This is a genomic window from Pontibacter liquoris (genome assembly GCF_022758235.1).
GTDB classification, from domain to species: domain Bacteria; phylum Bacteroidota; class Bacteroidia; order Cytophagales; family Hymenobacteraceae; genus Pontibacter; species Pontibacter liquoris.
The window spans coordinates 287,066-312,138 of the sequence record NZ_JALEBG010000002.1; the positions used below are offsets into that span (position 1 = coordinate 287,066).

Here is a 25,073-nt window from a genome sequence, read left to right on the forward strand (position 1 = left end):
TGCCCAAAACTAAAAAGCAGGAGCGTCTAGGACGCTCCTGCTTTTTAGTTTTATTGCCTTCTGGCAAGGCCCCTTACATTTACCTTCACATCACCTGCTCTTTCGATAGCCCTTTCAAGCTTCTTTCATAAGATGAAGGGCGCTTTATTCCTGCGCACTCACCGGCACAAAAGTGAACATCCATTTGGTAGGGTTCTGCCAGTCTTTGCCCTTGAAGCTGCCTACGGGCAACTTCACCACCACGGTGTTCCAGCCTTTGCGCAGCCGGGCCGGTGTTGGCGCGCGGTAAGAATAGCCTTCATCTGTTAAGGCGATCTCGGCATTTCCTTTCTGCCCTGCCCTCTTCCAGCGCGGCGGCGCGATAACCTGCCCGTTCAGGTATACGGCGCTGCCCCGGTCGTCCCAGGTGCCCGCCTCTGGCGAATCTGAGTTATAGGAGCGGGACAGGTCGTTAAAGCCAATCCAGAAGTAGCCGGTCGTATCAGTATCGCTCCATAGTTGGGTGGTGGCATACCAGGTGGTGTTTTCCTTTGGCTGCTCCAGGGCGCCTTTTACCAGCGGGCTCCACCAGTGGCGCAGCACTACTGTGCCGCCCACCACTTCCAGTACAGGTTTCCGGGCTTTAAAGGATTTCTTCTCGGGTGCAAACACACGCGAAAGATCGCCTTTGTTCGGATAAGGGCCGAACAGCTTCCAGGTAATATGCCCCTGCGCCGCATACGGGAAGGGCAGATGCCGGAAGTAGAGCGCTTTATGATCGAGCAGCTGCTGCTCAAACTTTTTAAAATCCTCGGCGCGTTCGGAGCCCGGCTCCCCCACCGTGGCTACCCAGTCCGGAGTGCCCCCGCCGCGCCAGCTGCGCTCGGCAAAGGCCAGCATGGCCGGGTAAACGGCGTTCATCTCCAGCACATCTTTTTCTTGCGCCACCCGCCGGTCGTTCCACACGCAGAGCGAGGCTCCCAGCAGACTGCTGTCGCCGGCCACGCGGTCGCCAAGGCGGCGGTAAAAGATCGTAACTACGCTCTCCAGCGGGTCCATATGGTTAAGGTACAGGTGGCGGGAGTCAATGTATTTCAGGCCGGGTTTTATTTCCACGTCGCGCATCCACAGTTGCCGGAAGGTGGCGGCCTCAAGGTTGCCGCCCGGCTCCCAGCCAATGGTTTGCTTGCCCGCTGCGTGCAGCAGTTTCGTTACCTGGGGCACAAAGTCCGGGTTGGTGATCTTCACCTCATCGGCGCCTACATGTATAAACGGCACGTCAAACGTTTGGCTGAAGCGGGTAAGCACGTCTTTGATAATCGTCAGCCCTTCCGGACTTTGCATGTCGTGGCCCGTCGCGCGGGTAAAAGCGGCACTGTGGCCCGGCATGTCTATTTCCGGCACCAGCGTGATGTAACGCTCCCGGCAGTAGCGGATCAGTTCCTGCAGTTCCTCTACCGAGTAGTATAAGCCTTTGTCGCGCTGCATGTGCTCCGGTGCGGTGAGTTGCGGGTAACCAGGCACCTGGAGCCGCCAGGCGATGTCTTCGGTGGCATGAAACTGGAAAACATTCAGTTTATACTTTGCCATTACATCAATCTGCTCTTTAAGCAAATCCATGGATTGATAATTGCGGCCAACATCCACCATGTACCCCCGCCAACCGAAAGCAGGCCAGTCCGTGATCTCGCAGCCCGAAATCAGTGCGCCGTCGCGCAGCAGCTGGGCCAGCGTTTGTACGCCGTTGAAAATGCCATGCGCAGTGTTAGCCCTGAGCAGCACCCGCGCGCTGTTCACCGACAAAGTATACGCCTCCTCCCGGAAGCGCGCTGCCTCCACCGGCTCCAGCGCCAGCGCCATGTAGGGCTCGCCGGGCGCGGGCTTCGCTTTGATGTGCATCGTCAGCCCCTGTTTTGCTAGCTGCTGCAGCAGGCGCTCCGCCTCCTGCCGCAATGCTGCATCCTGCACTACCAGGGTGCGGCATTGGTATAGCGGGAAGGTGGCTGTTGTCCATTGCAGCTTTTGCGGCAGCGGCAGAAGGGCAGGCTTTTCCTGTAGGTCGTAAATTTTAGCATAGACCAGGTGCTTCCACAACATATACCCGGCGCCTTTCAGGTGCACCCCATCGTTCGTATATCGGGCGTCCAGTTTCCCGGCGGCATCAGAGAAGGGCGTATGCAAGTCGAGGTACGTATAGCCATGTGCGGCCGCCTGAGCGTGGAGCTGCTCGTTTACCTGCCTGATACGCGCGCCGTTTTGAACGTGGCCCCCGAACTTACCGAACACATCGTTTACCGGCAGGATGCTCTGCACGTAGAGCTGCGTGGCGGGCGTCTGCTGCCGCAGATAGTCAGCAATCCATACTATGTTGCGCAGCAGGCTGTCCGGCGGCACCTGCCGGGCCAGGTCGTTAGTGCCTATCAGCAGGAACACTTTAGCTGGCTTGCGGGCTGCCACCTCTTCTATCCTGTTCATCACCCCGGCTGATACATCGCCGCTGATGCCGCGGTTTTTCACGCGCGGGTCCTTAAAAAGCTCCCCCCATTCGGCGCCGTCGGTAATGCTGTTGCCCACGAAAAGGATGTCGCCAGGGGTATGCGGTAAGGATTCGAAATGGCTGGCGCGCTGGTGGTAATAGGTCGGGAACAGGCTGTCGGGCAAGTGCACCGGCTTTAGCTGCGCCGCCGCCGCACTTGCCAGCAGGCAAAGCAGGAAAGTAAGTCTCTTCATAAGTGTATAGGAATTTCTGTGAAGCGGTAAAGCACAACGGCCGCGCCGCTATTGGCCCATGGGCTGTAGCTCCGGGCTGTCGGTATAAAAGGATTTCTGGCTCACCACGTGGCCGGTTGGGCGCACCACCGTAATGATGCCCTTTCCATTAAAATCATCGTTGATCTCAAAATCCACTTTCTGGCCCGGCTTTAGTTCCGGCAGCGCGTATACTTTGCCTTTCTGCCAGTTTTCCTCTTTGTCTGATAAATAGAGCTTATACCCTTTAACAGTATGCTGCGGCAGGCCCACGCTGCCGAAGATCAGCACAAAAGCTTTTCCTTTTTGCCCCTGCCGTAGCTGCTGCACCTCTACCGGCGAGGACATTTCGCGCAGCACTTTCATAGATGGTTTAGGTTTGCCATACATGTCGTAAATACCATGCACGCGCCGTCTATACTTGTTCTTTTCGCTCGTGCCGGGGTAGTGGGTACGGTAGTCGGTCAGGTCGAAATAGATGGCACCTTCAATGTAGGGCTTGCTCTCGTACACGGCCATGTGGTACACCAGGTCCTGAATGCGCCTTTCGTCGCCGCCGCGGAAGTTAGGCTCCACCAGGCCAAACTCCGAGATGAAGAGTGGCTTGTTTGGGTACGACTGGTGCACACTGTCGAGGTAGCTGTGGATCTCGCCTACCGGCAGCGCCCACCAGCTACCACCATACTCATTCATCATCAGGTAGTCGCCCAGGCTGCCGGCGTCAGGCGTAAAGGTCGGGCTGTTGTAAAAGCCTTGCGTCAGGGTATTGCTGACATAGGCCACATGGCGCGACGGGTCGAGTTCGCGTGCCCGCGCCACCAGGTCGGTGATCATCTGTTTCATATGAGCATTGCGGCCGCGCAGCTCGTTGCCTACGCCCCACGAGTAAATACTGGGATAATTGTAGTTATTGTGCACCATAGTTTGCAGCTGCCGCATGGCAATTGTGCGGATGGTATCGTTAGAGGGCGTTTCTGGTCCCCACAGCGGCACTTCCTGCTGCACCAGAATACCGTTGCGGTCACAGTAGTCGTAGAACACGTCCGACTGCTGGAAGTGCTGCCTGGTAAAGATGGCGTTCACGTCCTTCATCAGCTGGCCCTGCCGCCTGATTTCGGCCGCCGGTTCGGCAAAACCATAGTCAGGATTGGAGCCGGCCGTCCACTCCACGCCCATCAGCTTCACGCGCTCGCCGTTCAGGTAGGTTTTACCGCCCTCAAACTTTACTTCCCGGAAGCCGGTGTTGGTGCTGATCCTGTCCACGGCCTTACGTCCGTTGAGCACGGTCACCTCGATGCGGTAGAGGTTCGGAAAATCGAAATGCCAGGGATTTACTTTAGGCAACGCATAGGAAAGCACGGCCTCGCCGTTCTGCCAGGTGGCCTTGTCGGTTTTTTTCAGGATGAGCTTTTTTGTGGGCTGGTTCTCCTCGGTAATGGTGACAGCAAACTTGAGGTTGCGGGCCTCTGCTTCGCCAAAGCCCAGCCGCAGCTGTAGTGTGCCGGAGTTGGTATTCACGTCCAGTTTAGGGGTAACATGCAGGTAATGGGCAGCCGGCTTGCCGGACACGATGAGCGCCACCGGCCGGATGAGGCCGCCATCGTTGGGCCAGTCGAAGGAGCTGCCGAACGGTACTTTGTTGCGGCCGTAATCGTTGTTGCTTGCAATGGTGATGGTGTTTTGCTGCCCATACCTGAGCTTACCGCTCAGGTCGATGGCGAACTTGTCGAAGCCGTCGCCGATGTTCTCGCCCACCTTCTCGCCGTTCAGGTAAATGTAGGCCGTGTGGTTTACGGCGCCAAACTCCAGCACCACGCGCTTGTTTTTCCAGTTGCCCGGTACGTCAACCTTTTTTTGGTACCAGCCCCAGCCATAGTGGTTCTGGTTGTCGGGCTCCACGTTCCAGGTATGGGGCAGCTGCACGGTGCGGGTGTGCGGCAGCGGCTGCGTGTACCAGTGCCCTGCCAAGCCTTCGGCTTTTTTATCTACCGTAAACTGCCAGTCTTTGTTAAGCGAAAGGGTGTCGCGCTGGGCAAAGGCCGCGGCGCTGCATAAAAGGAGAAATAAAAGGAACGTAATTCTGCGTACTAGCATGCTTTGAGTAAAAGTTAAATAGTTGATCTGTATAATTTTTAAGTATAAACTGATAGTGTGATCCTTCTTTTTTAGTGCGGTCCGCTACCCTGCTGCTAACCGGCGTGCTGCAGAACACGCGGAACACCTGACAGTGCTGCCTGCTGCAAGGCTCCGGTTATAGGTAGCGTAGCACATAGCTACGTCCCCGTCTGGTCTTGAAATGCACCATGCCGTTACCCAGGGTTTTTACCTTCAGTTTTTTGCCGCCTGCGCCATACACCTGCATCCCTTCCGGCACCTGCACATAGCACTCCTCCCCGGCAGTGGAGGTGATGCGGGCTTCCGTCAACTTGCCCGCGTGCCACGAAAAAGCAGTGACGAAACCATTGCGGGCGCGCAGCCCTTTCATCGAGCCGCTGCGCCATGCCTGATCTGTGGGCAGGGCCGGCAAGAAACGGATAACAGCGTGGTGGCCGTTGCTTTGCAGCAGCATTTCGGCAATGGCAGCCGTGGCCCCGAAATTCCCGTCGATCTGAAAAGGCGGATGTGCACAGAACAGGTTGGGATACGTGCCCGCCCCTGCCATTTTATAGGTACCGTCCTGCGTTGTAAAAGCGGGCATCAGCAGGCTCTGCAGCATTTTCAGGGCATGGTCCCCATCGCCCAGGCGGGCCCAGAAGTTGATCTTCCAGGCTCTCGACCAGCCGGTGCCCGCATCGCCGCGCAACTCCAGCGTTTTGCGCGCAGCCGCGGCCATCTCGGGGGTGTCGAGCGGGTTTATCTCGTCGTAAGGGTATAGCCCGTAGAGCTGCGACACGTGCCGGTGCTGCGGCTCGGCCTCTTTATAGTCGCGGAGCCACTCCTGCACGCCACCGGTGCGGGCGCTGACCTGGTTTGGCGCCAGCCGCTGCTTTACCTGTTGCAGGGAGTCGCGCCATACTTTATCTACGCCAAGTATAGCGGCCGCCTCGATGGTATTGCCCAGCAGCTCGCGGCCAATCTGCATGTCGATGGCCGGGCCCATGGTCGTTTGGCCGGCAAACCCATCGGCGGTGATGTAGGTGTTCTCCGGCGAGTTGGACGGCGCGGTGGCAAGCCAGCCGGTCTGCGGGTCCTCTACCAGGATGTCGGTATAGAACTGCGCCGCTCCTTTCAGCACGGGGTAAATTTCTTTTAGATAGGCCTTGTTGGGGTTAAAGCGGTAGTGTTGCCACAGGTGTTGGCACAGCCAGGCGCCGCCGGTCAGGGTGGAGCCCCAGGAGGCATCCTCGCCGGGCGCAGTGAACTTCCATGGCGTGCTAAACATGTGGGCCACCCAGCCTTTGGAGTGGTAGTATGCCTGGGCTGTTTTTTGCCCTGGCGCAACTAGTTCTTTCGTAAAGTCGAGCAGTGGCTGGTGCATTTCCGGCAAGCCGGTTACCTCGGCGGGCCAGTAGTTCATCTGTAAATTGATGTTAAGATGATAATCGCCGTTCCAGGGGGTGCGGTACTCCTCGGCCCACAGCCCCTGCAGATTGGCGGGCAGGCCGCCGGGGCGGGAGCTGGAAATTAGCAGGTAGCGCCCGAAATTATAGTATAAAGCAGGCAGCTGCGCGTCGGGTTGCCCGGCAGCATAGCGTACCAGGCGCTGCGCCGTTGGCTGGTCTGCTACGTTGGTAGCGATGCCGGTAAGGTGCAGCGCACTGCGGTTGTAGTACTTCTGAAAATCCGCCACATGATTTTTCAGGAGCACTGGCCAGGCCATCTTAGCGGCGGCTTCTACCTGCTTGCGGGCAACCGGTAAAGGCGCGGGACCACGCTGCGCTACCTGCGGCCAGTTCAGATCGGTGGCAGCTCCAAGTATAAGCAGGCAGTCGGAGGCACCTTGCACCTCCAGCCCGTTTCCATTAGCCGCCACGCTGCCATCGGGGGTCAGGGCTTGCAGGTAGGCGGCAAATTTTATTCCCGCCTCTCCCTCCCCGCCATCGAGCTGCCCTTGCATGGTGAGGGCGTTACCTGATGCGGAAAAAGTTGCCCGCTCCTGACGATGCAGTTTTACACTAAAGCGCAGTGCGCCGGCTTTGTTGCTGTGCAGGCGCACCAGCACCACCTGCTGCGGATAACTCACCCATACTTCCTCCCGGTATGTTACGCCCCCGCGTTTCCACTCGGTCACGGCCAGGGCGCTGTCCAGGTGCAGGGTGCGTTTATAGTCCGTTACAGCCCCGGTGGTATCGCGCCAGTCGAGCAGCAGGTCCGCCAGGATCTGGTAATTTCCGAACCTGCTTCCCGCCGATCCTTTGCCCGCACTCGTGAAATGCTGCTGCAGCAGCTGCTGGGCTTCCTTGTTTTTTTCCTGCTGCAACAGCTGCTGGATGGTAGGCAGGTACTGGTAGGCATCGGGACGGTTAGGGTTCTGCACGCCACCCGACCACATCGCTATTTCGTTGAGCACGATCCGCTCCTGGCCGGTGCGGCCATACACCATGGCCCCCAGCCGCCCGTTGCCCAGCGGCAGCGATTCGGTAAAGTGCGTGGCCGGCTTATCGAAGAGCAGGTTCTGATCCGCCTGGGCCAGCAACCGGAAGCTCTGCAACAAAAGAAGAACTAAGAAAAAAGGCTTTATCATGCGCTTATACTTGTTTGCTGACTTCCAAAGGATACACCATTGCCTATACTTTAAAACCTGTTACTGTTAAAACCCATGCTTCCCGCTGCGCCCGCACTGACCACGGCAGGCCGTGAGCTTACTTTCCTTTTACTTTCTTAAGCCGGAACACCTTGGTTTCGTGAGACTGCACCTTGCCTTTCCAGCTTTGGCTTTTCCCTAACACTTTATGGGCCCACAGGTCGCGGACTTCATACTTGCCATCTAAGCCCAGCTCCGAAAAGCCAATGGTATAGTTCCGGGCCGTTTCGCCCCGGTTGAGGATTGCGATGGCATATTCGTCATTTTGCAGCGGCTTTACCAGCACGGTCCAGGTGGCATTGTTGATTTTCCGCTCGGCCTGCTTGCCCAGCGCGTCCTGATTGACGGCGATCACTTCTTTGTTAAGCAGGATACGGCTGGTTTCGGCGTTCATATAGCGCACATCGTTGGTGGCAACCAGCGGCGCAGCCATCATGCTCCACAGGCTCATCTGGCTCTGGTACTCGATGTCGTTCATGCCAATTCCCCCCAGATCGCCCGAAGGTCCTTTCCGCCCATACAAGCCCACCACCAACATATCCGGATCGTTCCACCGGCCGGGGCCGGCAAAGGCATGCAGTCCCGCATTTACGTCGAAGATGTCCAGGATACCTTCCGCGTTTTCCTGCCCACTCAGGTTCTTCCACTTATCGCGCACATCATAGGTGGTGCGCCACAGCTGCCCGCCTGCTTCGGCGGCCCAGTGCCAAGGCTTGCGCTGCCCCCATTCGCAGATGCCAAACACAATATCGCGGCCGCTCTTGCGCAGGGCATCGCTCATCTTGGTGTAGCGGGCTACGGCCGTGGCCGAGTCCTTTGGGGCACCGCAGTAGTCGTATTTGAGGTAGTCGATGTCCCAAGAGGCGAAGGTTTTGGCATCCTGCTCCTCAAACCCCAGGCTGGCCGTATAGCCGGCGCAGGTCAGCTGCGCCGCATCAGAATAGATACCGAGCTTCATGCCTTTCCCGTGCACGTAATCGGCCAGGGCCTTGATGCCGGAAGGAAATTTGGCAGGGTCGGCGATGATGTTGTTGCGGTTGTCGCGGCCGCCCTGCCAGCCATCGTCGATGAAGATGTAGTTGTAGCCGGCTTCTACCATGCCCGAGGCTACCATCGCGTCGGCCATCTCTCGGATATCTTTCTCGTTGATATTATCTGCAAAGAAATTCCAGGTCATCCAGCCCATCGGCGGCAGGGGGGCCAACTGGCTGTTATTATTCGGTTTTACTTGTGCTAAACCCGGGAAAAAGACCAGGCAAAGTATAAAAAGGAGAAGGTTGCTTTTTCTGTTCATGTTGCTGTTGTAGGTATTGCAATGGGCCTATATGAAGTATGCCGGATGGCAAAAAGCTTTAGCGGGCTTCATGCCAAAACGAGCAAGCAGGTGAAAACTCCGGCTATTGCACAAATGCCATGCTTCCGGCCTTTCTCACCTCCTCAAGGCCAAAGGCGTAGTAGTGGCAGGTATACAACTGCTTTTTATACCTGCCACCGCAACTATTTTACAATGATCTCATCGGCAAAGAGCCAGGCAGCTTTCCCTTCGCCGGGGTGGCCTTTGGGATTCTGGCCCAAATTTTTAGCCGTGATGCGGATGTAGCGCGCCTGCTGTTTCGGAAAAGCGGTGGCATAATCCCGGATGGTGGCATTCTTCTCGTCCACCGACACCTGGCTTTGCACCATGCCCACTTCCTTAAAGTTTTTGCCATCTGTTGATACCTCGAACTTCACCCACTGCGGCATAAAGATCCAGTCGCGGTAATTCTGCAGGCAGCCCAGCGTCAGGCTGCTCACCGGTTTCGCCTCGCCCAGGTCCACGGTGGCAATCAAGTCATCGGCGTTGAGGCCGTGCCAGTGCTTGCCCACTGCCGTGGTACCGCGCACGCCATCGGTAAGGCTGTTGGGGCCGTCGGCCTGGTAGTATTTGCTTATCGGGTTAGTATAGTCCACATTGCGGCCAATGGCCTTGTGCACGACAAACGACTGCTCGGCCGTCTCCATACCTTTTACATGGCCGTTCACGACCGTTACCGCCTTCAGCGTCACGGTAGAGTCGATGCGAACCGGGCCCTCATACTTCCGGCTTGCCGGTGTCGGCGTGCTGCCGTCCATGGCATAGTAAATGTCGCCGTTCACGGCCTCGGTTGTCAGCGCCACGGTCAGGTTGCCGTTTTGTGAAATAGGCTGGATGGCTACCGTGAAGTTACCAGGGCTATAGTTGAGGCCTTTTTGCCCGAATGCGTTGAAGTGATACTGCAGGCGCTTGTTGAAGTCTACCCAGTTCTTCTGCTCCTTCGGCGACCACACGACCTCGGCCAGCGCCAGCATGCGTGGCAGCACCATGTACTCCAACTGGCTCAGCGTGGTCACATACTCGGCCCACAGGTTAGCCTGCGCACCCAGCACATACTTGCCCTCCTCCTCCGTCAGTTCCTTGGGAATAGGGTCATAATCATAGATGCGCTTCAGGGTGTTAAAGCCGCCGATCGCCATGGGCTCGCCGGTAGGTCCGGCCTGGTAATGGTCGAAGTATAACGGGTTGCCGGGCGTCATGATGACGTTGTGGTGCATTTTAGCTGCCGTAATACCGCCGCTCTCGCCGCGCCAGCTCATCACGGTCGCTTCAGGGGCCAGGCCGCCTTCCAGTATCTCGTCCCAGCCGATCATTTTGCGGCCTTTGCTCACCAGGTATTTTTCCATGCGCGTGATAAAGTAGCTCTGCAGCTCTTCCTCGTCTTTCAGCTTCTCCTGCTGCATCAGGGCCTGGCATTTGGCACAGTGCTTCCAGCTGGTTTTGTCCACCTCATCCCCGCCGATATGGATGTAAGGAGAAGGGAAAATGGCCATCACCTCGTCCAGCACATCCTCCAGGAAAGTATAAACCTGCTCGTTGCCCGGGCAGTAGTTCGATGCCATATTGGTGTAGTCGCCGCCGGTCAGGGGCAACTGCTGTTTCTGCCCGCAGCTCAGAAAAGGGTAAGCGGCAATGGCCGAGGCCACATGCCCGGGCATCTCGATCTCAGGCACCACCGTTACGTTGCGCTCTGCTGCATACTTCACAATATCTTTGATCTGCTCCTGGGTATAGTAGCCGCCGTAAGTGGGCTGCTCGCCGGCCTTGGCCTGCGGCCGCTCGCCCCATACTTTGTCGTTCTGGTCTACCCGCCAGGCGCCCACCTGCGTCAGCTTAGGATATTTTTTTATCTCGATGCGCCAGCCCTGATCATCCACCAGGTGCCAGTGGAAGCGATTAATCTTATAGCTGGCCAGCAAATCGATGTAGGCTTTCACCGCGTCGGGCGAGAAGAAGTGGCGGCTCACATCCAGGTGCATGCCGCGCCAGCTAAAGCGCGGGTAGTCGGTGATCTGCATACTTGGCACCTGCAGCGCAGCGTTGGTGCGCACCTGCGGCAGCGTTTGCAGCAGCGACTGGATGCCATAGATAATGCCCGCCTGGGTGTTGGCGCTGATGAGGATCCCCTCCGGTGAGACAGCGAGTTTATACCCCTCCTCGCCAATGCCGCTGATGCTTTCGAGGCGCAGGCGGATGGCGTTCGTTTTCTTGCTCTTGCGGCGCATCTCGTAGCCGGAAATACGGCTGATGTGGCTGGCCAGGAAGGCTGCCGCCGGCTTCAGTGCTTTGTGCGAATTATCCAGCCGCACGGTAGTGCTGCCGTTTATGGTGAAGGCTCCCTGCCCCAGCTCCAGCTGAACAGGTTTGGGGATAATGCTTACCACCGGCTGCTGCTGCGCAAACAGCAGGAAAGGACATAGTAAGAAAAGGATGAGGAAGGTTGTTTTTTTCACGATAAAAATTTAGTAAAGCATTAAGGATCACAATATTAATAGCACCCGCCCAACCTGAAAGTATAAAGCCTGCCTGGTAGTCGGGGAATTTCGCTTCTTGATTTACTCCGGCCGTTTGTAGAGGCCCAGTTCTGAGAGCGTTGGGTTAAGGCGCGAAGAAAGGATGCGCAGCCGCACTTTATCGGACGTTACCGCATCGAAGAGGAGCAGCCGCTTGTAGCCCACCGTGGTACCCTCGGTTACCTGCTGCCATTGCCCGTTTAGCCACACGTCCAGCGCAAACTTTTCGATGCGCTGGCCTACGGCGATGTTCTCCTGCAGCGCCAGCACGTCAAAGGTGCTGCTGCCGGGCAGCGCCAGCTCCAGCACTGCCGTGGTGTCGCTGCCGCGGGTAGTCCAGTACGAAGTATACTTGCCGTCGCGCAGTGCTTTGGCGTTTTTGCCGTTGGCCGAGGTGATCTTCGCTTTTGCGGCCAGGTTTGTGTGGAACGTCTCCTGCCGCAGTTGCGGCCAGCCCTGCAGGCTCCGGACATCACTTTCGTGGACAAGGCCGCGGGTGTCGGGCGGAATGTTGAGCAGCAGCACGCCGTTGCGGCCCACCGAATTGTAGTAGATATCCTGCAGCTTCTCCGGCGATTTTACCTGGTTGTTTTCGGTGGGATGATAGAACCAGCCGGGCCGAATGGACACGTCTGTTTCGGCAGGGTACCACACCAGGCCTTTGGCAGGCAGTATCTTTTCGCGGCTTCCGAGTACTTCGCCCCGCATGTCGCCCTGCGGCTTAAAGGCCACAGCCTGTTGCGAGCCGGCAGCCACGGCGGCCTGATTTAAATTGTCGGCAGGCACTACGCTCCACTCGGTTTCGCGGCCGTAGCCGGTTTCGGTGCCTACCCAGCGCACATCAGGCCCCATTACGGCAATAGTGGCCATGGGCTGCAGTTTGCGGATTTGGGCATACCAGCGGTCGAAGTCATACTCCTGTTTTTTGCCGTTGGGCCCCTCGCCGTTGGCGCCGTCAAACCATACTTCGTCCACACGGCCATACTGCGTGAGCAGCTCCGTGAGCTGGTTTACAAAGTAGTCATTGTAAGCGTCGGTGCCGTACAGCGGTGAGTTCCGGTCCCAGGGCGAGAGGTAGATGCCGAAGCCGACGCCATACTCCCGGCAGGCGTCGGCTACTTCCTTCACCACATCGCCACGGCCATTTTCCCAAGGGCTGTTCTTAACCGAGTGCTCCGTATACTTGCTGGGCCACAGGCAGAAACCATCGTGGTGCTTGGCCGTGAGAATGACCTGCTTAATGCCGGCCTCTTTGGCTACGCGCACCCACTGGCGGGCGTCCAGTTGGGTAGGGTTAAACACGTTCGGATCTTCCGTTCCATCTCCCCACTCGCGGTTGGTGAAGGTGTTGACGCCAAAGTGAAAGAAAGCTGTCATTTCCAGCTGCTGCCAGCGCAGCTGCCGGGGCGTGGGCACGATGTTGGCAGCCTTTCGGATAATCTCGGCCGGTGTGTCTTGCGGCTGCATAACAGCGGAGTTGCTTTTACCAGTTGGACGTTGGGCGCAGCCGGCGGTGATGGCCAGCAGCAGGATTATACCTGCTGTAAGCGTGTGTCGGGTCATATCTGTGTCTTTTCCTGAGTGGAGTGCCGTGGCCAATCCGCTCCTGCTTTTGCTTATACTTTGCAGCCACCCTTCAGCTTAGCGCATCGGGTTAGCCGTTTACTGTTTGTTTAAAGGGGCAATGCCGTGCCTGTTGTGCGTCCGGGCTTTTTGTTGAGGAAGCTCCGCTGCTTTGATCTATTCTCCGGGTGGTTTATACTTAAGGCTTGCCGGTTCTCTGCGTCAGCAGCTGCTTTGCTTCCTCATCCTCATACTTCTCAATAAGGCCTGCCAGCTGCTTTTTAAGGCTTCCTGTTATTTTTTCGTAGCCCTTGCGGCCATAGAGATTGTGTAACTCTTGGGGATCTTTCTGCAGATCATACAGCTCCCACCCGTTTACTCTTTTATAAAAGCGGATCAGCTTGTATCGCTTGGTTTTGATACCGAACTGCGGCGACACGGCGTGCTCGCCGTTTTCGTAGTAGTGGTAGTAGAGCGCGTCGCGGCCTTTGGCTTTTTTGCCTGTCAGCAGCGGCAGCATCGACTCGCCCTGCATGTCCTTTGGCACAGCTACGCCGGCTGCCTCCAGCATGGTGGGCGCAATATCCAGGTTCAGTACAAACGCATCTGAAACAGTACCGGGCTTTATTACACCTGGGTAGCGCATCACCATCGGCGTGCGGAACGATTCCTCATACATCCAGCGCTTGTCGAACCAGCCATGCTCGCCCATAAAAAAGCCCTGATCGGAGAGGTAAATCACAATCGTGTTTTCCGTGAGGTTGTTTTTATCCAGGTAGTCGAGGGTGCGGCCAATGTTGCGGTCCAGCGAGGCGGCAGTGCTCAGGTAGTCGCGCAGGTAGCGCTGGAACTTCCACTCTGCCAGCTCCTTGCCCGCCAGGTGGCGGGCCTCCAGGTCTGCTTTAATTGGTTTGTAATACGCTTCGAAGCTGGCCTTCTGAGCGGCGTTCATGCGGGCAATGTTGCCGTCGCGCACACTGTCCAGGTCAGGGAACATTTTCAGGTCGTAGCCCATGCGCATATCTTTGGCGATGGACATTTCCTGCACTTGGGCGGCCTTGCGACCGGCATAGGTATCGTAAAAAGTGGCGGGCACCGGAAAGGTTTTGTCGTCGAACAGGCCGAAGTCAGCGGTATCGGGCAGCCACACGCGGTGGGTGGCCTTGTGGCCGATCACCAGGCAGAAGGGCTTGCTCTGGTCGCGCTGGTTGAGCCAGTTTTCGGCTGCGTCCTCGATCAGGTTGCTTACGTAGCCTTCTACCCGTTTCTTGCTGCCGTCCATCATCAGGAAGTCCGGGTTATAATAGTCCCCCTGCTCCGGCAGAATCTGCCAGTAGTCGAAGCCCTGCGGGTCGTGACCTAGGTGGTACTTGCCTATCCAGGCGGTCTGGTAGCCTCCCCTTCCCAACTCTTTTACAAAGGAGTTCTGGCTGGCATCGAAGCTGGACGTTTCATTGTCTTTGTAGCCGTTTTTGTTGCTATACTTACCTGTCAGGATCACTGCCCGGCTAGGCCCGCAGATGGAGTTGGTCACATACGCTTTATCAAACCGGGCACCCTCTCTGGCAATGCGGTCGATGGCGGGCGTTTGCATCAGGCCCTGCCCGTAAGCGCTGATAGCCTGATAGGCGTGGTCGTCGGAAACGATGATGACGATGTTGGGCCGTTTGCCAGGCTGTTGTGCTACTGCTACCCGGTAGGCGCACATCCATAAAACGACTAGAAGCAGGTGTTTCATCAGAGACATCATATAATGTTAAAGGCAAAACAGCGGCGGCAAATCTTTTTGCGCTCAGCTGATAGCGGTGCGCCGCATCCGAACAGCACCGGTTTAAAGTATAAATGCTGGCAGAAGTATGGCTGCTGGCAGGGGCACGCTTCGGGTTATTGTTGCTGATATACCCGCACCCAGTCCACTGCCATCTGCACGGGCAGATCTTCGTTATGGATCTCCCCTACCCAGTTGCCGCCCAAGGCCTGGTCCAGAATGATGTAAAACTCCTGGTCAAACGGCCACTGGCTTGCATCAGCCTGCGCCAGCTTCGGATAAGTGAATGTCTTGCGCCCGTTCACAAAAAAGTCGAGCCGGTCGGGGTACCACTCCAGACCGTAAATGTTGTAGCCGCCTACCTCAAAGGGAGTGGTGGCAAAGTATGGCGGGTTTGTTTTCTGGTTCAGGCGGTCGATGTAACCGCTGTGCATGGTCTGGTAAATAATCGTGTCAGAGTTGAGGTGTTCCATAATGTCTATTTCGCCGCTGAGGGGCCAGCCGCCATATTTGGACGCCTGGGGCATCAGCCAGATGGCAGGCCAGGAGCCTTTGCCCTTTGCCAGTTTGGCCCGCACCTCTACCTTGCCATACCTGAAAGCGAACTTGTCTTTGGTCTGGATGCAGGCGGTTTTATACTTGGCGGTGTCAGTGGGGTCGCGGTTTATGATGCCCCGCAGGTATAGCTGGCCGTCTTTCACAAAGGTGGTGGCCAGCGTATCGGCACAGTAGCAGGCCCAGTCGGCAGACTTGCGCGAGGCAAAGCCCCACCTGGCAGGATCGGGAGCACCGTTTGTTTCAAACTCATCTGCCCATACCTGTACCCAGCCGGCCGTTTGCCCGTGTTGCGCCAGCTGTTTGCGGCCGCAGCCGCCCAGCAACAGCGCCGTGGAGGCAAGCAGCAACATGGCAAAGAGTTTCCAACTGATAAATTTAGCGCCCGGAGTAGCCAGATCGTTGTCCATGGGTTAACATGCTAATTGAAATCCTTTTAAAAATGAGCTCTGCCGCCCCTCCGCCACATCAGGCGGCAAAGCGGCAGAGCAGTTTATAGTTGTGCAATCGTTATTCCAGTGCTCCCGCATTGGCGGCCAGTGGCCAGCCCGGGTTCTGGTATATGGCCGAGGAGTTCACATCAGCAGACGGGGAAGCGATAATAAAGTGCTGAATGGCGATCGGCTCGAGGTAGTGTGCATAGGCCCAGCGGTAACCATCCTTGGCCAGGTTGCTGGCCGACAGGTTGATGCGGTACGGACGCAGGTACTGGCTCTCCGCTTTTTTAGACACGTTGGCCGTTTTGCCCGGCGTGTCGGCTTCTATCAGCAGCGCTTTGCCATCTTTATCTACATACCAGCTTTGCATCGGCCCCCATACTTTAAATCCTTCGATAATGAATGGATTGGTCTTCAGCTGGTCCAGTGCACGCCAGCGCTTCAGGTCGGTGTAGCGCATGCCTTCTGCAATGAGCTCAACACGGCGCTCCCGGCGAATATTGTACAGTACCGGGTCAGCCAGGAGCCGACCGGCCGAATAAGCGGCAAAATCGTTTTTGGATTCCTGCGCCATGTCGGTAGCCGCCACGGTGGCCATATAATCCGGGTTTACGCCGGACCGTTCGCGGATGGCCCGCCAGTACTGGTCAGCTTTGCCGTTGATCATTCCCTCCCGCAGGTACGAGGCTTCGATGTAGTTGAGGTAGGCCTCTACCACGCGGAATACGATGCTGCCCGTAGCGCCCATACTTCCTACTGTCTGGTCGAACTGGTACGACATACCTTTTTTAACGCTGTAGCCCGTTACGTCGCGGGTTTCCTGCAGGCCGATAATGTCGGGGTTACCGATCAGGATCGGGGAACCGTCTGCGTTGGTCTTGTCTTTGAGCCGCAGCTCGCCCGGGGCTTTCATAAACAGCTGCAGGCGGTTGTCGCGCTCCTTCTTCACGTTTTTGATAAAGTCGTCGCCGTGGTAACCGGAGCCGGAAGCGTAGATCGGCAGGCCGTTTTTCATCAGAAAATTATCTACCAACCCTCTGGTGTACCCGGTGTTGCCGCCGTTCTGGTTAATATAGTGGTTCACGTTATTGTTGATGCCGAGGCTGGGGTCGTACTGGCGCCACAGCAGCACCTCGGAATACTTCTCCATGCTCGGGTCAGAAAACATGGTGAAGTAGGGGTTGGCAGAAGAGTTATACCCGTTGTCCTGGGTGTTTGCAACCAGCGGCACCGCGTCAGCTACCTTCTCGGCAGCCTCCATGGCCTGGGTCAGGAAAAAGTTGATTTCCTCGCCCATGTTTATGCTGAAGTTGTCCACTTTACCGGCACCAGGCCAGCCAGGGCCGCCGGGAACCTGCGGTGTGCCGCTGTGGTAGGTAAGCCACGAGGCCTCGTAAAGCGCCACCCGCGACTTAAAGAGCAGCGCGGCGTTGAGTGAAATACGGTTTTTGCCGCCCGGGGGCACTGACTGCAGCAGCAGGATAGCCGAGTCGAGGTCGGAAAGTATAAAACGGGCTACTTCGTTGCGGGGCCGGCGCTTCGACATGGCCGTCAGCTCGTCTAACTGGTCGGGCAGGGTCTTGCGCACAATCGGAAAGTCGCCCAGTGCCTGCACTTTGTTAAAGTACTCGTAGGCACGCAGAAAATAGCCTTCTCCTACGTAGTGTGCAATGTTGTTGGCACTGCCCGTGATCTTACCCTGTTTCCAGCGGGGCACCACGGTCTCGATGAAGTAGTTAGCTTGCCGGATGCGGTCAAAGTTCCAGCTGCCTCCTGACTGCGGCACCCGCCACTCGCCGGGCACCCAGCGCACCGAGTAGCCGCTGGAGGCCTGGTTGTCGGTACTGTTATCGTTGCCGAAGGTTCCTACGTTGAAGCCGCTGTGCGAAGGGAAGTTATACTCGGCAACCGTATAGGCGGCCAGGTCGGCCTCGTTGGCAAAGAAGTTGGATGGGGTGATCTCCGACAGGGGCTCCCGGTCCAGGAACTGGTTACAACTGGTTGTCCCCAGGGACACCAGCAACGCCAACATAAGATATAATTTGGTATGGATTGCTCTTTTCATCGGTTCGATAATTAAAAAGTTACACTAAGGCCGCCGGAGTATACCTGGGAGAATGGATAGGTTTTGCCGTCGTTCCATCCGCTCAGGCCAACAGTCTCGGGGTCAAAGATGTCGATCATGTCGGAGAAGGTGAGCAGGTTCTCGCCAGACACATAGAAGCGCAGGCGCGAGATCCCCACACGGGAGGTCAGGTTGCCTGGCAGGGTGTAGCCTACCTGCAGGTTTTTGAGGCGCAGGTAAGCGGCGCTCTGAAGGTAACGGGTCTGTGACTGCTGGTTTTTGCCGGTATTAAAGTATGGCTTCGGGAAATAAGCGTCCAGGTTCACGTCGGCTGTGCCGGACTTTACCATAGGCGATGTCTCGTCGCGGAAGAAGTCCATGTGCTCCGTAAAGCCCGCCGACTGCCACATGCCGCCACTGGCGCCCCAGAAGTAAGGGCCGTTAGGCATGTAGTCGCGCTGGCCTACGCCCTGCAGAAACAACCGCATATCAAAGCCTTTCCAGTTAGCGGTCAGGTCGAGGCTGTAGCGGTAACGGGGGGTGCTGTTGCCGATAACCGAGCGGTCGCCGGTATTGCCCAGAATGCCTGTTCCGCCATCAATCTTGCCATCGCCGTTCAAGTCAGCGTACATAATGTCGCCTGCTCCCCAGTTGCTTCCCAAGCCGCTCTGGTCTACTTCTGCCAGGTGGGCATCCATCTCTTCCTGGGTTTTAGCAATGCCCACGGTGGTGTAGCCCCAGATGTTGCCCATTAGCTCGCCATCGTACCAGGTATTGATGTTACCGGTCGGGTTAGGATAACGGGTGATGCGCTGCCGGGAATCGGCCATCACAGCCCGCAGGCCATAGCCAACCTCTCCAATCTGATCATGCCAGGCGGCTTCCAGCTCAAAGCCGTAAGACTCCATGTCGGTGTTGTTGATCTGCGGCACAGCAGTACCCAGTATCACCGGCAGTTCCGGTGCAGGCCCTACCATGTCAAAGGTCTTGCGCTTAAAGTAATCGAAGTTCAGGTTCAGTCGGTTCTGCAGCAAGGCCACGTCAAAGCCGGCATCCCAGCTGGTCACGCGCTCCCAAGTAAGCAGGGTGCTTACCAGCCCTGGGGCATAGGCCGTGTTGGGCTGCTGCCCGCCTATCAGCCAGCCACCGTTGTTCACGCCGATCGGCATTTTAGAATAGAAAGGATACCAGTTTCTGGTGTTCTGGTTTCCGAGCTCGCCATAAGAACCGCGGAGCTTCAGCGTCTGTACCACATCATCAAAAGTCCAGAAATCTTCCTGAGCGATGTTCCACCCTGCCGACACCGATGGGAAAAGGTTCCAGCGTTTGTCTCTTATAAATCGGGAGCTACCATCGTAGCGGGCGTTTACTTCCAGCAGGTAGCGCTCTTTGTAGTTATAGTTCAGGCGGCCGAAAAAGCCGGCAATAGCCCAGTGCTGGTATTGTCCTTCCTCCGCTTTGCTATCTTCCGTAGCGGTGTTGATGGTCGGCAGCAAAGGATTGATCAGTCCGCTACGGGAAGCGCCGATGGTACGGAACTTTGTCAGTTCCGAGTTAAAGCCGCCCAGCACTTTAAAATGATGTGCCTCTTTCAGGTCGAAAGTATAATCGGAGAAGATGTTAGAAGAGAAGTAGTTTTCTTTGCGGGCGTACTCGTACACCGAACTGTAGCCCGCCGAGTTCCAGCCAACCGATACAGGAAAGGAATTCCCGGCCACGTCATAGGCATATGCCGGGCGCACGTCGGAATGCCTGTTTCCGTTGGTAACCCGGAAGTTGCCGTTGGCCACAATGTTCCATCCTTTAAGGGGCGTCAGCGTCAGCTGTCCCTGCTGGTAGAGCCAGTCGGTCTGGTTAATAACGCGGCCGCCTTCCTCTAATTGCGCTATTTCGCCGGGGTCCGACCAGTTGCCGTTCGGGTCATACACCGGCACGGTGGGCCAGCGACGCGCCACGTTGTGGTAAAACAGATCCGACTGGTGTGTGGCCTGCGTATAGTCTTCGCGCACATAGCGGGTACTGTAGTTAAAGCTGGCAAACTTACTGATAACCGTGTTGATCTTGCCGCTCAGGGTATAGCGCTTAAAGGCATCGTGGGAGTGGCGCAGCAGGCCACCCTGATCCAATAAGCCGCCGGAGGCATAGAACTGGGTTTTATCGGTGCCACCATTCACGCTCAGGTTATGCTCCTGCGATAAAGAATAGCTCTTATACTGCTCCTTAAACCAGTCGGTGTTGCCGTTGGAGCCAGTATAGTACTCGTAGCGGTCACCATTGGCATTAGGCACGGTGCCATAGTCAATCTCCCCGTGCTGGTACTTGAGGATGCGGTCCAGTACTTCGTCCGAGAATTTAGCTCCCTCGCCGTCGTTTGCAGCCGCCTCATTCCAGTACTTGGCAAAAGTATAGGAGTCCATCATCGTGGGCAGACCCATCGGCTTGCTGATGCGGAAGTTGTCGTTATAGTTTACAGTCGTTTTACCGGCTTTACCACTCTTGGTCGTGATCAGGATAACCCCGAAAGGAGCACGGGAGCCGTAAATGGAAGAAGCCGCGGCGTCTTTCAGCACGGTAATCGTTTCGATATCCTGCGGGTTAATGGCGTTCATATCGCCTTCCATGCCATCGATGAGCACCAGCGGCGAGGCTGTGGAGCCTGCACCGATCGTGCCCGCTCCGCGGATGTTAAAACTCAGGGGCTGATTCAGCTCCCCGCCCAGTCCAGTAGTCTGCATGTTCAGGCCCGGGACAAGGCCCTGTAGCGCCTGCCCCACATTCTGCACCGGCCGCGACTCCAGTACCTGCGCGTTCACCGTGGAAACTGCCCCCGTCAGGTTGGCTTTTTTCTGCGTGCCATACCCTACCACCACTACTTCTTCCAGCTTAGAAGTATTTACCTCTAACTGAATAGTTCCCAGGGCGGGCGCCACCTTTACTTCTTTGTTCAGGTAACCCAGAAAGCTGATCTCCAGCACGGCATCCTGCGCAACGTTTTGCAGCACAAAGGCACCATCAGCACCAGTAGATGTGCCCTTGTCGGTGCCTTTTACCCGCACGGTGGCACCAGGCAAGGGCTCGCCCTTCTCATCAGCCACTTTGCCGGTTACGGTAATGCCGGTTTGCCGCAGCACGGCCGCTTCCTTTACCACCACGGTTCTGGAATCGATGGTAAAGGCCAGCGGCTGCCCTTTGAAAGAAGCACTCAGGGCCTCCTCCAGGCTTGCATTCTGTACCTGCACGCTCACCGGCAGAGCCTGCTTTAGCAGTTTGGCGTTATAAAAGAGGTCGTAGCCACTTTGTCTTCTTATTTCCTTCAGCACCTTCTCCAGCGGCGCTTGGCGCTCTGAGAGGGTGATTTTCTGAGCATACCCTGACGCGCTTACCTGAAGCAGCGCGGTAAATAGAAGGATGCAGGTAAGTTTCATGGTCTTCAGCAATAAATTTCGGCTGCACGGGCCCCTGCCCGATTTAGTAGGGTAAAAGTTCATACATTTGATCTTGTTAGGTTAGCACGGTTATACATTGTCTCAGCAATCAAAACCCGATGAGCGAGCCTGGCATCAGCCGGAGGTGTTGCAAGCGCCTCCGGCTACTTTCAGGTAACTACGCGTCGGGGTAAGCGACGGCATTTATGGCATCACAAGTACCCTCCTTCCTTTTACTTTAAATGTAACATCTCCTGTAAGCTCTAATATTCGGAGGGTCTGGCCGATGCTGTTGCTGCGCGATACCATGCCGCCAAACTTCAGGTCTCCCGCCTCGCCCTCGTACACGATCTGCACATCGTACCAGCGAGCCAACTTCCGCATCAAGCTTTCCAGCCCTTCATTATCAAATACAAAGTAGCCGTTTTTCCAGGCCACGGCCTCTTCGGCTGCTACCGGTTGCACCGCTACGGCACCATCGGCATAGCTGACAGCCGCCTGCTGCCCTGGCGCCAGCAGTTCCGAACGGTTGGTCTTACCCACCAGCACCTTCACGGCGCCTTCCAGCAGGGTCGTTTTCACAGCTGCCTCGTCGGGGTAGGCACTGATGTTGAAATGCGTGCCCAGCACCTCCACTGTTTGTCCCTGGCTCACCACCCGGAAAGGCATGCGCCTGTTTCTGGTCACTTCAAAATAAGCCTCTCCTACCAGTTCCACCCGGCGTTCACCGCCAGCGAAGCGTGTGGGGTACCGCAGCGAGGAAGCCGCATTCAGCCATACTTCGGAACTGTCAGGCAACACTACCCGGTACTGCCCTCCTTTGGGTGTTTCAATGGTGTTATAGCTTAGCACCTGCGCCGGCGCTGCCCCGGTAGCAATGTATAGCAGCTGCCCGTCGGCTGTTTTGGTGATGCGGATACCCGCCTGCCGTGCCAGTTCCCCGTTAGCAGCGCTGTCTAAGATTATTTTGGAACCATCGCCCAGGGTCAGGACGGCTTTGTTGCCGCCGGGCTTTACCTCGCTTTCAGCCAGTGACGCGGCAGCCGCCGCCGTCTCAACTGCCTGAGATTGCTTGCCATAGCGGTAAAGGAACAAGGCCGCTGCCAACACCGCCAGCAGCAGAGAGGCTGCCACAGCCCAACGGGCAGGCAGGGCAGCTTTCTTCTTTTCCCGCCACTTTATGTCCTGTAAAATCTTACCATAGAGCCGGGCCCGGGTTTCCTCCTCTTCTCCCAATGCTGCCGACTCCCATACCTGCCCCTTCTCCTGAAGCGCGTCATAGGCCTCAAAAAGCCTGTTCTCCTCTGCCGCACTCGCATCGCCAGCCAGGTATTTGTTTATTAAGTCTCGGAATTCTTCGTCGTTCATCAGGAGGGATTTGTATGTATGTGCCGCCGGAAGGGGCTTACCCCCAAAGGCTGTGGAAATATTTTTTTTGAAGTGCCTCTATACTTACCTGGCTTGGGTAGAGCAGAATAAAAGCAGTGCGGGAAAAGGCAAGGGCCTGCAAAAGAGGGTTTCTGAGGAATTGCCAGGTATACAGCAGCTACTAGCGTCTTCGCTAAATTCCAGATAGCCTCCGAAGGTGTGGGGCCGGACGAGCGGCAAAAGGAAGTGATACGAAAGGGATTCCCAGGATGCAGACGTGACGGTACAGGGCGCAGCAGAGCTGCCTTATAGTTCGTTCTTGCCTGATTGGGGTTATATTTCTTTGCTCGCGTGCTGCGGAAGCGGTGAAGCAGACGGGGGCATCTTATCTGCGGCAACGAACAGCACGGCGCCCCACACCAGCAGGCTTCCGAGCGTTGTTCGCAGGCGGCGCAGCGCGATTGTGAGGTGGTTCTCGGCAGTTTTAGAGGTAATGCCAAGCTGCTGCGCAATTTCGGTGGTGCTCAGGTGCTCCCGGCGACTCAGCAGAAATACCTGCCGGCACTTATCCGGCAACCGGGTAATCCCCTGCTCCAGCAGGCTGTAAAGGTCATGTTCACAAAGGGCGGCTTCCGCCTCGTTCGCCACTACAATGCTCCCGGCTGCTTCCGGCAGTTGCTGCCGTGCCTTTCCGGAACGGACGGCCTTGAAAACCTGGTAACGAACAGCCGTGTACAGATACGCCTGCAGCGAATCGATGGCAGCCCCTTCCCGCTTAAACCACAGGCTCACCAGCACCTCCTGCACAACGTCCTCTGCTCCCTGCCTGTCGCGAAGCACATTGTAAGCTGCCAGGTATAGTTTAGACCAGTATTTGTTGTAGATCAGCTCAAACGCAGTGTTATCGCCTGCTTGCAGCAGTTCAAGCAGTTGCTCATCGGGCCATACATCTGTGCGCTTACTCTGCATGCTACTCCTTTATCCTTTCCACCTAACCAAACAGAACCAAAAATTTATATTTATCTTTATGTAAGACATAAAGCTATACATAGTCTGATCAACTTCAAAGAACCAGTTTAATTCTTTTTTATTTGCTGTGGAAGAATGTATGGCAACCGGACTAAGCTGGTACTTACCTGGATACAGGAGTTGCGGCGTTAGTTTAAACCACCCTGCCCTTTGTAAAGCTCCAGCGGCTTATCCAGCTCCACGGCCAACACCGACATATAGGTATCCTGCGCCTGCTCGGGCACGCTGATGTAGACCAGGCCCGGCACCGGGCTCCACGAGATCTTGCCCACGATCTTGTGCGGCACCGTTTGGGACGTGCCTACCACTCGGATGTTCTTGATGTTGTTCTTCAGTCCTTTTACCATCACCTGCCCCTGTACTTTTCCCGGCAGAAACAGGTACACCGTAGCAGAGTCTTTGGAGAGCGTGGAAGGGCCATAGAAGTGGCCCTGCGGCAGCCCGGCCAAGGTGCCGAAGATCGCCTCTTCGTGCTTTTTGTTCCATTTACCCAGCTCCTTCAGCACATGCACCTCCTCGGGCGGGATAGTGCCGTCCTGCTTGGCGCCGATGTCGAGCAGCAGGTTACCGCCGTTACTAATGGCATCTGCGAAGATGGTGATCACCTCGTAAGGCGTTTTCCAGGCTGTGTCCTGTGGCTGGTACCCCCAGTTATTATTGATGGTCATGCACAACTCCCACCAGTTATAATGGGGGCGTGTTACCGGAAAATTCTGTTCGGGCGTATCGTAGTCGCCGTAGCCTGTTAGGCGGCCGTTGATGATGGCGCCGGGCTTGCGGCTAAGGATGCTCTGGCGGATGCCGGGGGCGTTCCATTCTGTGGCGCTATGCTCCCAGTCGCCATCAAACCACCACAAATCGGGCTTGTAGGCTTTGTTCACCTCGTTTATCTGCGCCTGGTTAAAGGCCAGGAACTTCTGCCAGCGCTTAGGGCTGTCGCTGATCTTGTAGCGGGCGCTGTCTTTTAAGAAGCCCGGGTAGTCCGGGTGGCTCCAGTCGATGAGCGAATAGTAAGCCCCGCGCTTTATCCCCTGCTTGTCCAGGGCCTTGTAAAACGGCGCAAGCAGGTCGCGGCGGGCCGGTGTATTTTTCACCACGCTATAGTGCTTTTGTTTGGTGGGCCACAGCGCTACCCCGTCGTGGTGCTTGGTCGTGATCACGGCATAGCGGGCGCCGCTCTCTTTGATCAGGGCCGCCCAGGCTTCCGGATCATAGTTGGAAGCCGTGAAGCCTTTGAGCTGCTTCATATAATTGGGGTAGCTGATCTTCCTGTTATGAAAACTCCAGCTTTCATCGATGCCGTCCACGGCATAGATGCCCCAGTGGATAAAGATGCCCAGTTTGGCGTCGGCAAACCATTGCATTTTATCGCGGATGGAATCCGGGTTGATCTTTGATTGTGCCCGGGCGGGCATAAAGGCGGCCATACTGAGTGCCAGTGCTGCTAAAATTAATCGGCTGTATCGCTGTATCATGTTCATCGTTGTTTTATACTTCCAGGCCGGCATCAAACATTTTCCATTAG

13 protein-coding genes are annotated in these 25,073 nt (G+C 56.5%); all 13 read right to left on the reverse strand.

Annotated features, from left to right (window positions below):
• Positions 1-144 precede the first annotated feature (144 nt).
• The 13 genes from LWL52_RS14630 to LWL52_RS14690 all read right to left on the reverse strand — a co-directional run bounded on the left by LWL52_RS14630 (position 145) and on the right by LWL52_RS14690 (position 25,023).
• Positions 145-2,709 carry a family 20 glycosylhydrolase gene (locus LWL52_RS14630; RefSeq protein WP_242921187.1) on the reverse strand — a complete coding sequence of 855 codons (2,565 nt, stop codon included), beginning with the start codon at positions 2,707-2,709 and terminating at the stop codon, positions 145-147.
• Positions 2,710-2,757: 48 nt separating this feature from the next.
• Complete coding sequence (locus LWL52_RS14635; RefSeq protein WP_242921189.1) at positions 2,758-4,821, reverse strand: glycoside hydrolase family 2 protein; 2,064 nt, start codon at positions 4,819-4,821, stop codon at positions 2,758-2,760.
• A 157-nt stretch (positions 4,822-4,978) separates the two neighbouring features.
• Complete coding sequence (locus LWL52_RS14640; RefSeq protein ID WP_242921191.1) at positions 4,979-7,411, reverse strand: glycoside hydrolase family 95 protein; 2,433 nt, start codon at positions 7,409-7,411, stop codon at positions 4,979-4,981.
• 118 nt (positions 7,412-7,529) lie between these two features.
• A complete protein-coding gene (locus LWL52_RS14645) occupies positions 7,530-8,765 on the reverse strand; it encodes a glycoside hydrolase family 27 protein (protein ID WP_242921193.1) in 1,236 nt (411 codons plus the stop codon).
• Positions 8,766-8,968: 203 nt separating this feature from the next.
• Positions 8,969-11,278, reverse strand: a complete 2,310-nt coding sequence (locus LWL52_RS14650; RefSeq protein ID WP_242921196.1) for a glycoside hydrolase family 20 protein — start codon at positions 11,276-11,278, stop codon at positions 8,969-8,971.
• A 102-nt stretch (positions 11,279-11,380) separates the two neighbouring features.
• Complete coding sequence (locus LWL52_RS14655; protein WP_242921198.1) at positions 11,381-12,901, reverse strand: alpha-L-fucosidase; 1,521 nt, start codon at positions 12,899-12,901, stop codon at positions 11,381-11,383.
• 199 nt (positions 12,902-13,100) lie between these two features.
• Positions 13,101-14,639, reverse strand: a complete 1,539-nt coding sequence (locus LWL52_RS14660) for a sulfatase family protein (RefSeq protein ID WP_242921200.1) — start codon at positions 14,637-14,639, stop codon at positions 13,101-13,103.
• Positions 14,640-14,785: 146 nt separating this feature from the next.
• Positions 14,786-15,634 carry a glycoside hydrolase family 16 protein gene (locus LWL52_RS14665; protein ID WP_242921202.1) on the reverse strand — a complete coding sequence of 283 codons (849 nt, stop codon included), beginning with the start codon at positions 15,632-15,634 and terminating at the stop codon, positions 14,786-14,788.
• Positions 15,635-15,734: 100 nt separating this feature from the next.
• A complete protein-coding gene (locus LWL52_RS14670; protein ID WP_242921204.1) occupies positions 15,735-17,726 on the reverse strand; it encodes a RagB/SusD family nutrient uptake outer membrane protein in 1,992 nt (663 codons plus the stop codon).
• 11 nt (positions 17,727-17,737) lie between these two features.
• Positions 17,738-21,151: a TonB-dependent receptor gene (locus tag LWL52_RS14675; RefSeq protein ID WP_242921206.1), complete on the reverse strand. Its 3,414-nt coding sequence runs from the start codon at positions 21,149-21,151 to the stop codon at positions 17,738-17,740.
• Between the two features lie 204 nt (positions 21,152-21,355).
• The gene (locus LWL52_RS14680; RefSeq protein ID WP_242921208.1) at positions 21,356-22,519 is read right to left on the reverse strand and encodes a FecR family protein; all 1,164 of its coding nucleotides are present in this window, start codon (positions 22,517-22,519) and stop codon (positions 21,356-21,358) included.
• A gap of 333 nt (positions 22,520-22,852) precedes the next feature.
• On the reverse strand, positions 22,853-23,488 hold the full coding sequence (locus LWL52_RS14685; RefSeq protein ID WP_242921210.1) for an RNA polymerase sigma factor: 636 nt from the start codon (positions 23,486-23,488) through the stop codon (positions 22,853-22,855).
• A gap of 188 nt (positions 23,489-23,676) precedes the next feature.
• Complete coding sequence (locus tag LWL52_RS14690; protein ID WP_242921212.1) at positions 23,677-25,023, reverse strand: alpha-L-fucosidase; 1,347 nt, start codon at positions 25,021-25,023, stop codon at positions 23,677-23,679.
• Positions 25,024-25,073 lie beyond the last annotated feature (50 nt).

Coding starts and splice junctions, on each gene's coding strand:
- LWL52_RS14630 (WP_242921187.1), bottom strand. CDS start 2,709: ATGAAGAGACTTACTTTCCTGCTTTGCCTGCTGGCAAGTGCGGCGGCG.
- LWL52_RS14635 (WP_242921189.1), bottom strand. CDS start 4,821: ATGCTAGTACGCAGAATTACGTTCCTTTTATTTCTCCTTTTATGCAGC.
- LWL52_RS14640 (WP_242921191.1), bottom strand. CDS start 7,411: ATGATAAAGCCTTTTTTCTTAGTTCTTCTTTTGTTGCAGAGCTTCCGG.
- LWL52_RS14645 (WP_242921193.1), bottom strand. CDS start 8,765: ATGAACAGAAAAAGCAACCTTCTCCTTTTTATACTTTGCCTGGTCTTT.
- LWL52_RS14655 (WP_242921198.1), bottom strand. CDS start 12,901: ATGACCCGACACACGCTTACAGCAGGTATAATCCTGCTGCTGGCCATC.
- LWL52_RS14660 (WP_242921200.1), bottom strand. CDS start 14,639: ATGAAACACCTGCTTCTAGTCGTTTTATGGATGTGCGCCTACCGGGTA.
- LWL52_RS14665 (WP_242921202.1), bottom strand. CDS start 15,634: ATGGACAACGATCTGGCTACTCCGGGCGCTAAATTTATCAGTTGGAAA.
- LWL52_RS14670 (WP_242921204.1), bottom strand. CDS start 17,726: ATGAAAAGAGCAATCCATACCAAATTATATCTTATGTTGGCGTTGCTG.
- LWL52_RS14675 (WP_242921206.1), bottom strand. CDS start 21,151: ATGAAACTTACCTGCATCCTTCTATTTACCGCGCTGCTTCAGGTAAGC.
- LWL52_RS14680 (WP_242921208.1), bottom strand. CDS start 22,519: ATGAACGACGAAGAATTCCGAGACTTAATAAACAAATACCTGGCTGGC.
- LWL52_RS14685 (WP_242921210.1), bottom strand. CDS start 23,488: ATGCAGAGTAAGCGCACAGATGTATGGCCCGATGAGCAACTGCTTGAA.
- LWL52_RS14690 (WP_242921212.1), bottom strand. CDS start 25,023: ATGATACAGCGATACAGCCGATTAATTTTAGCAGCACTGGCACTCAGT.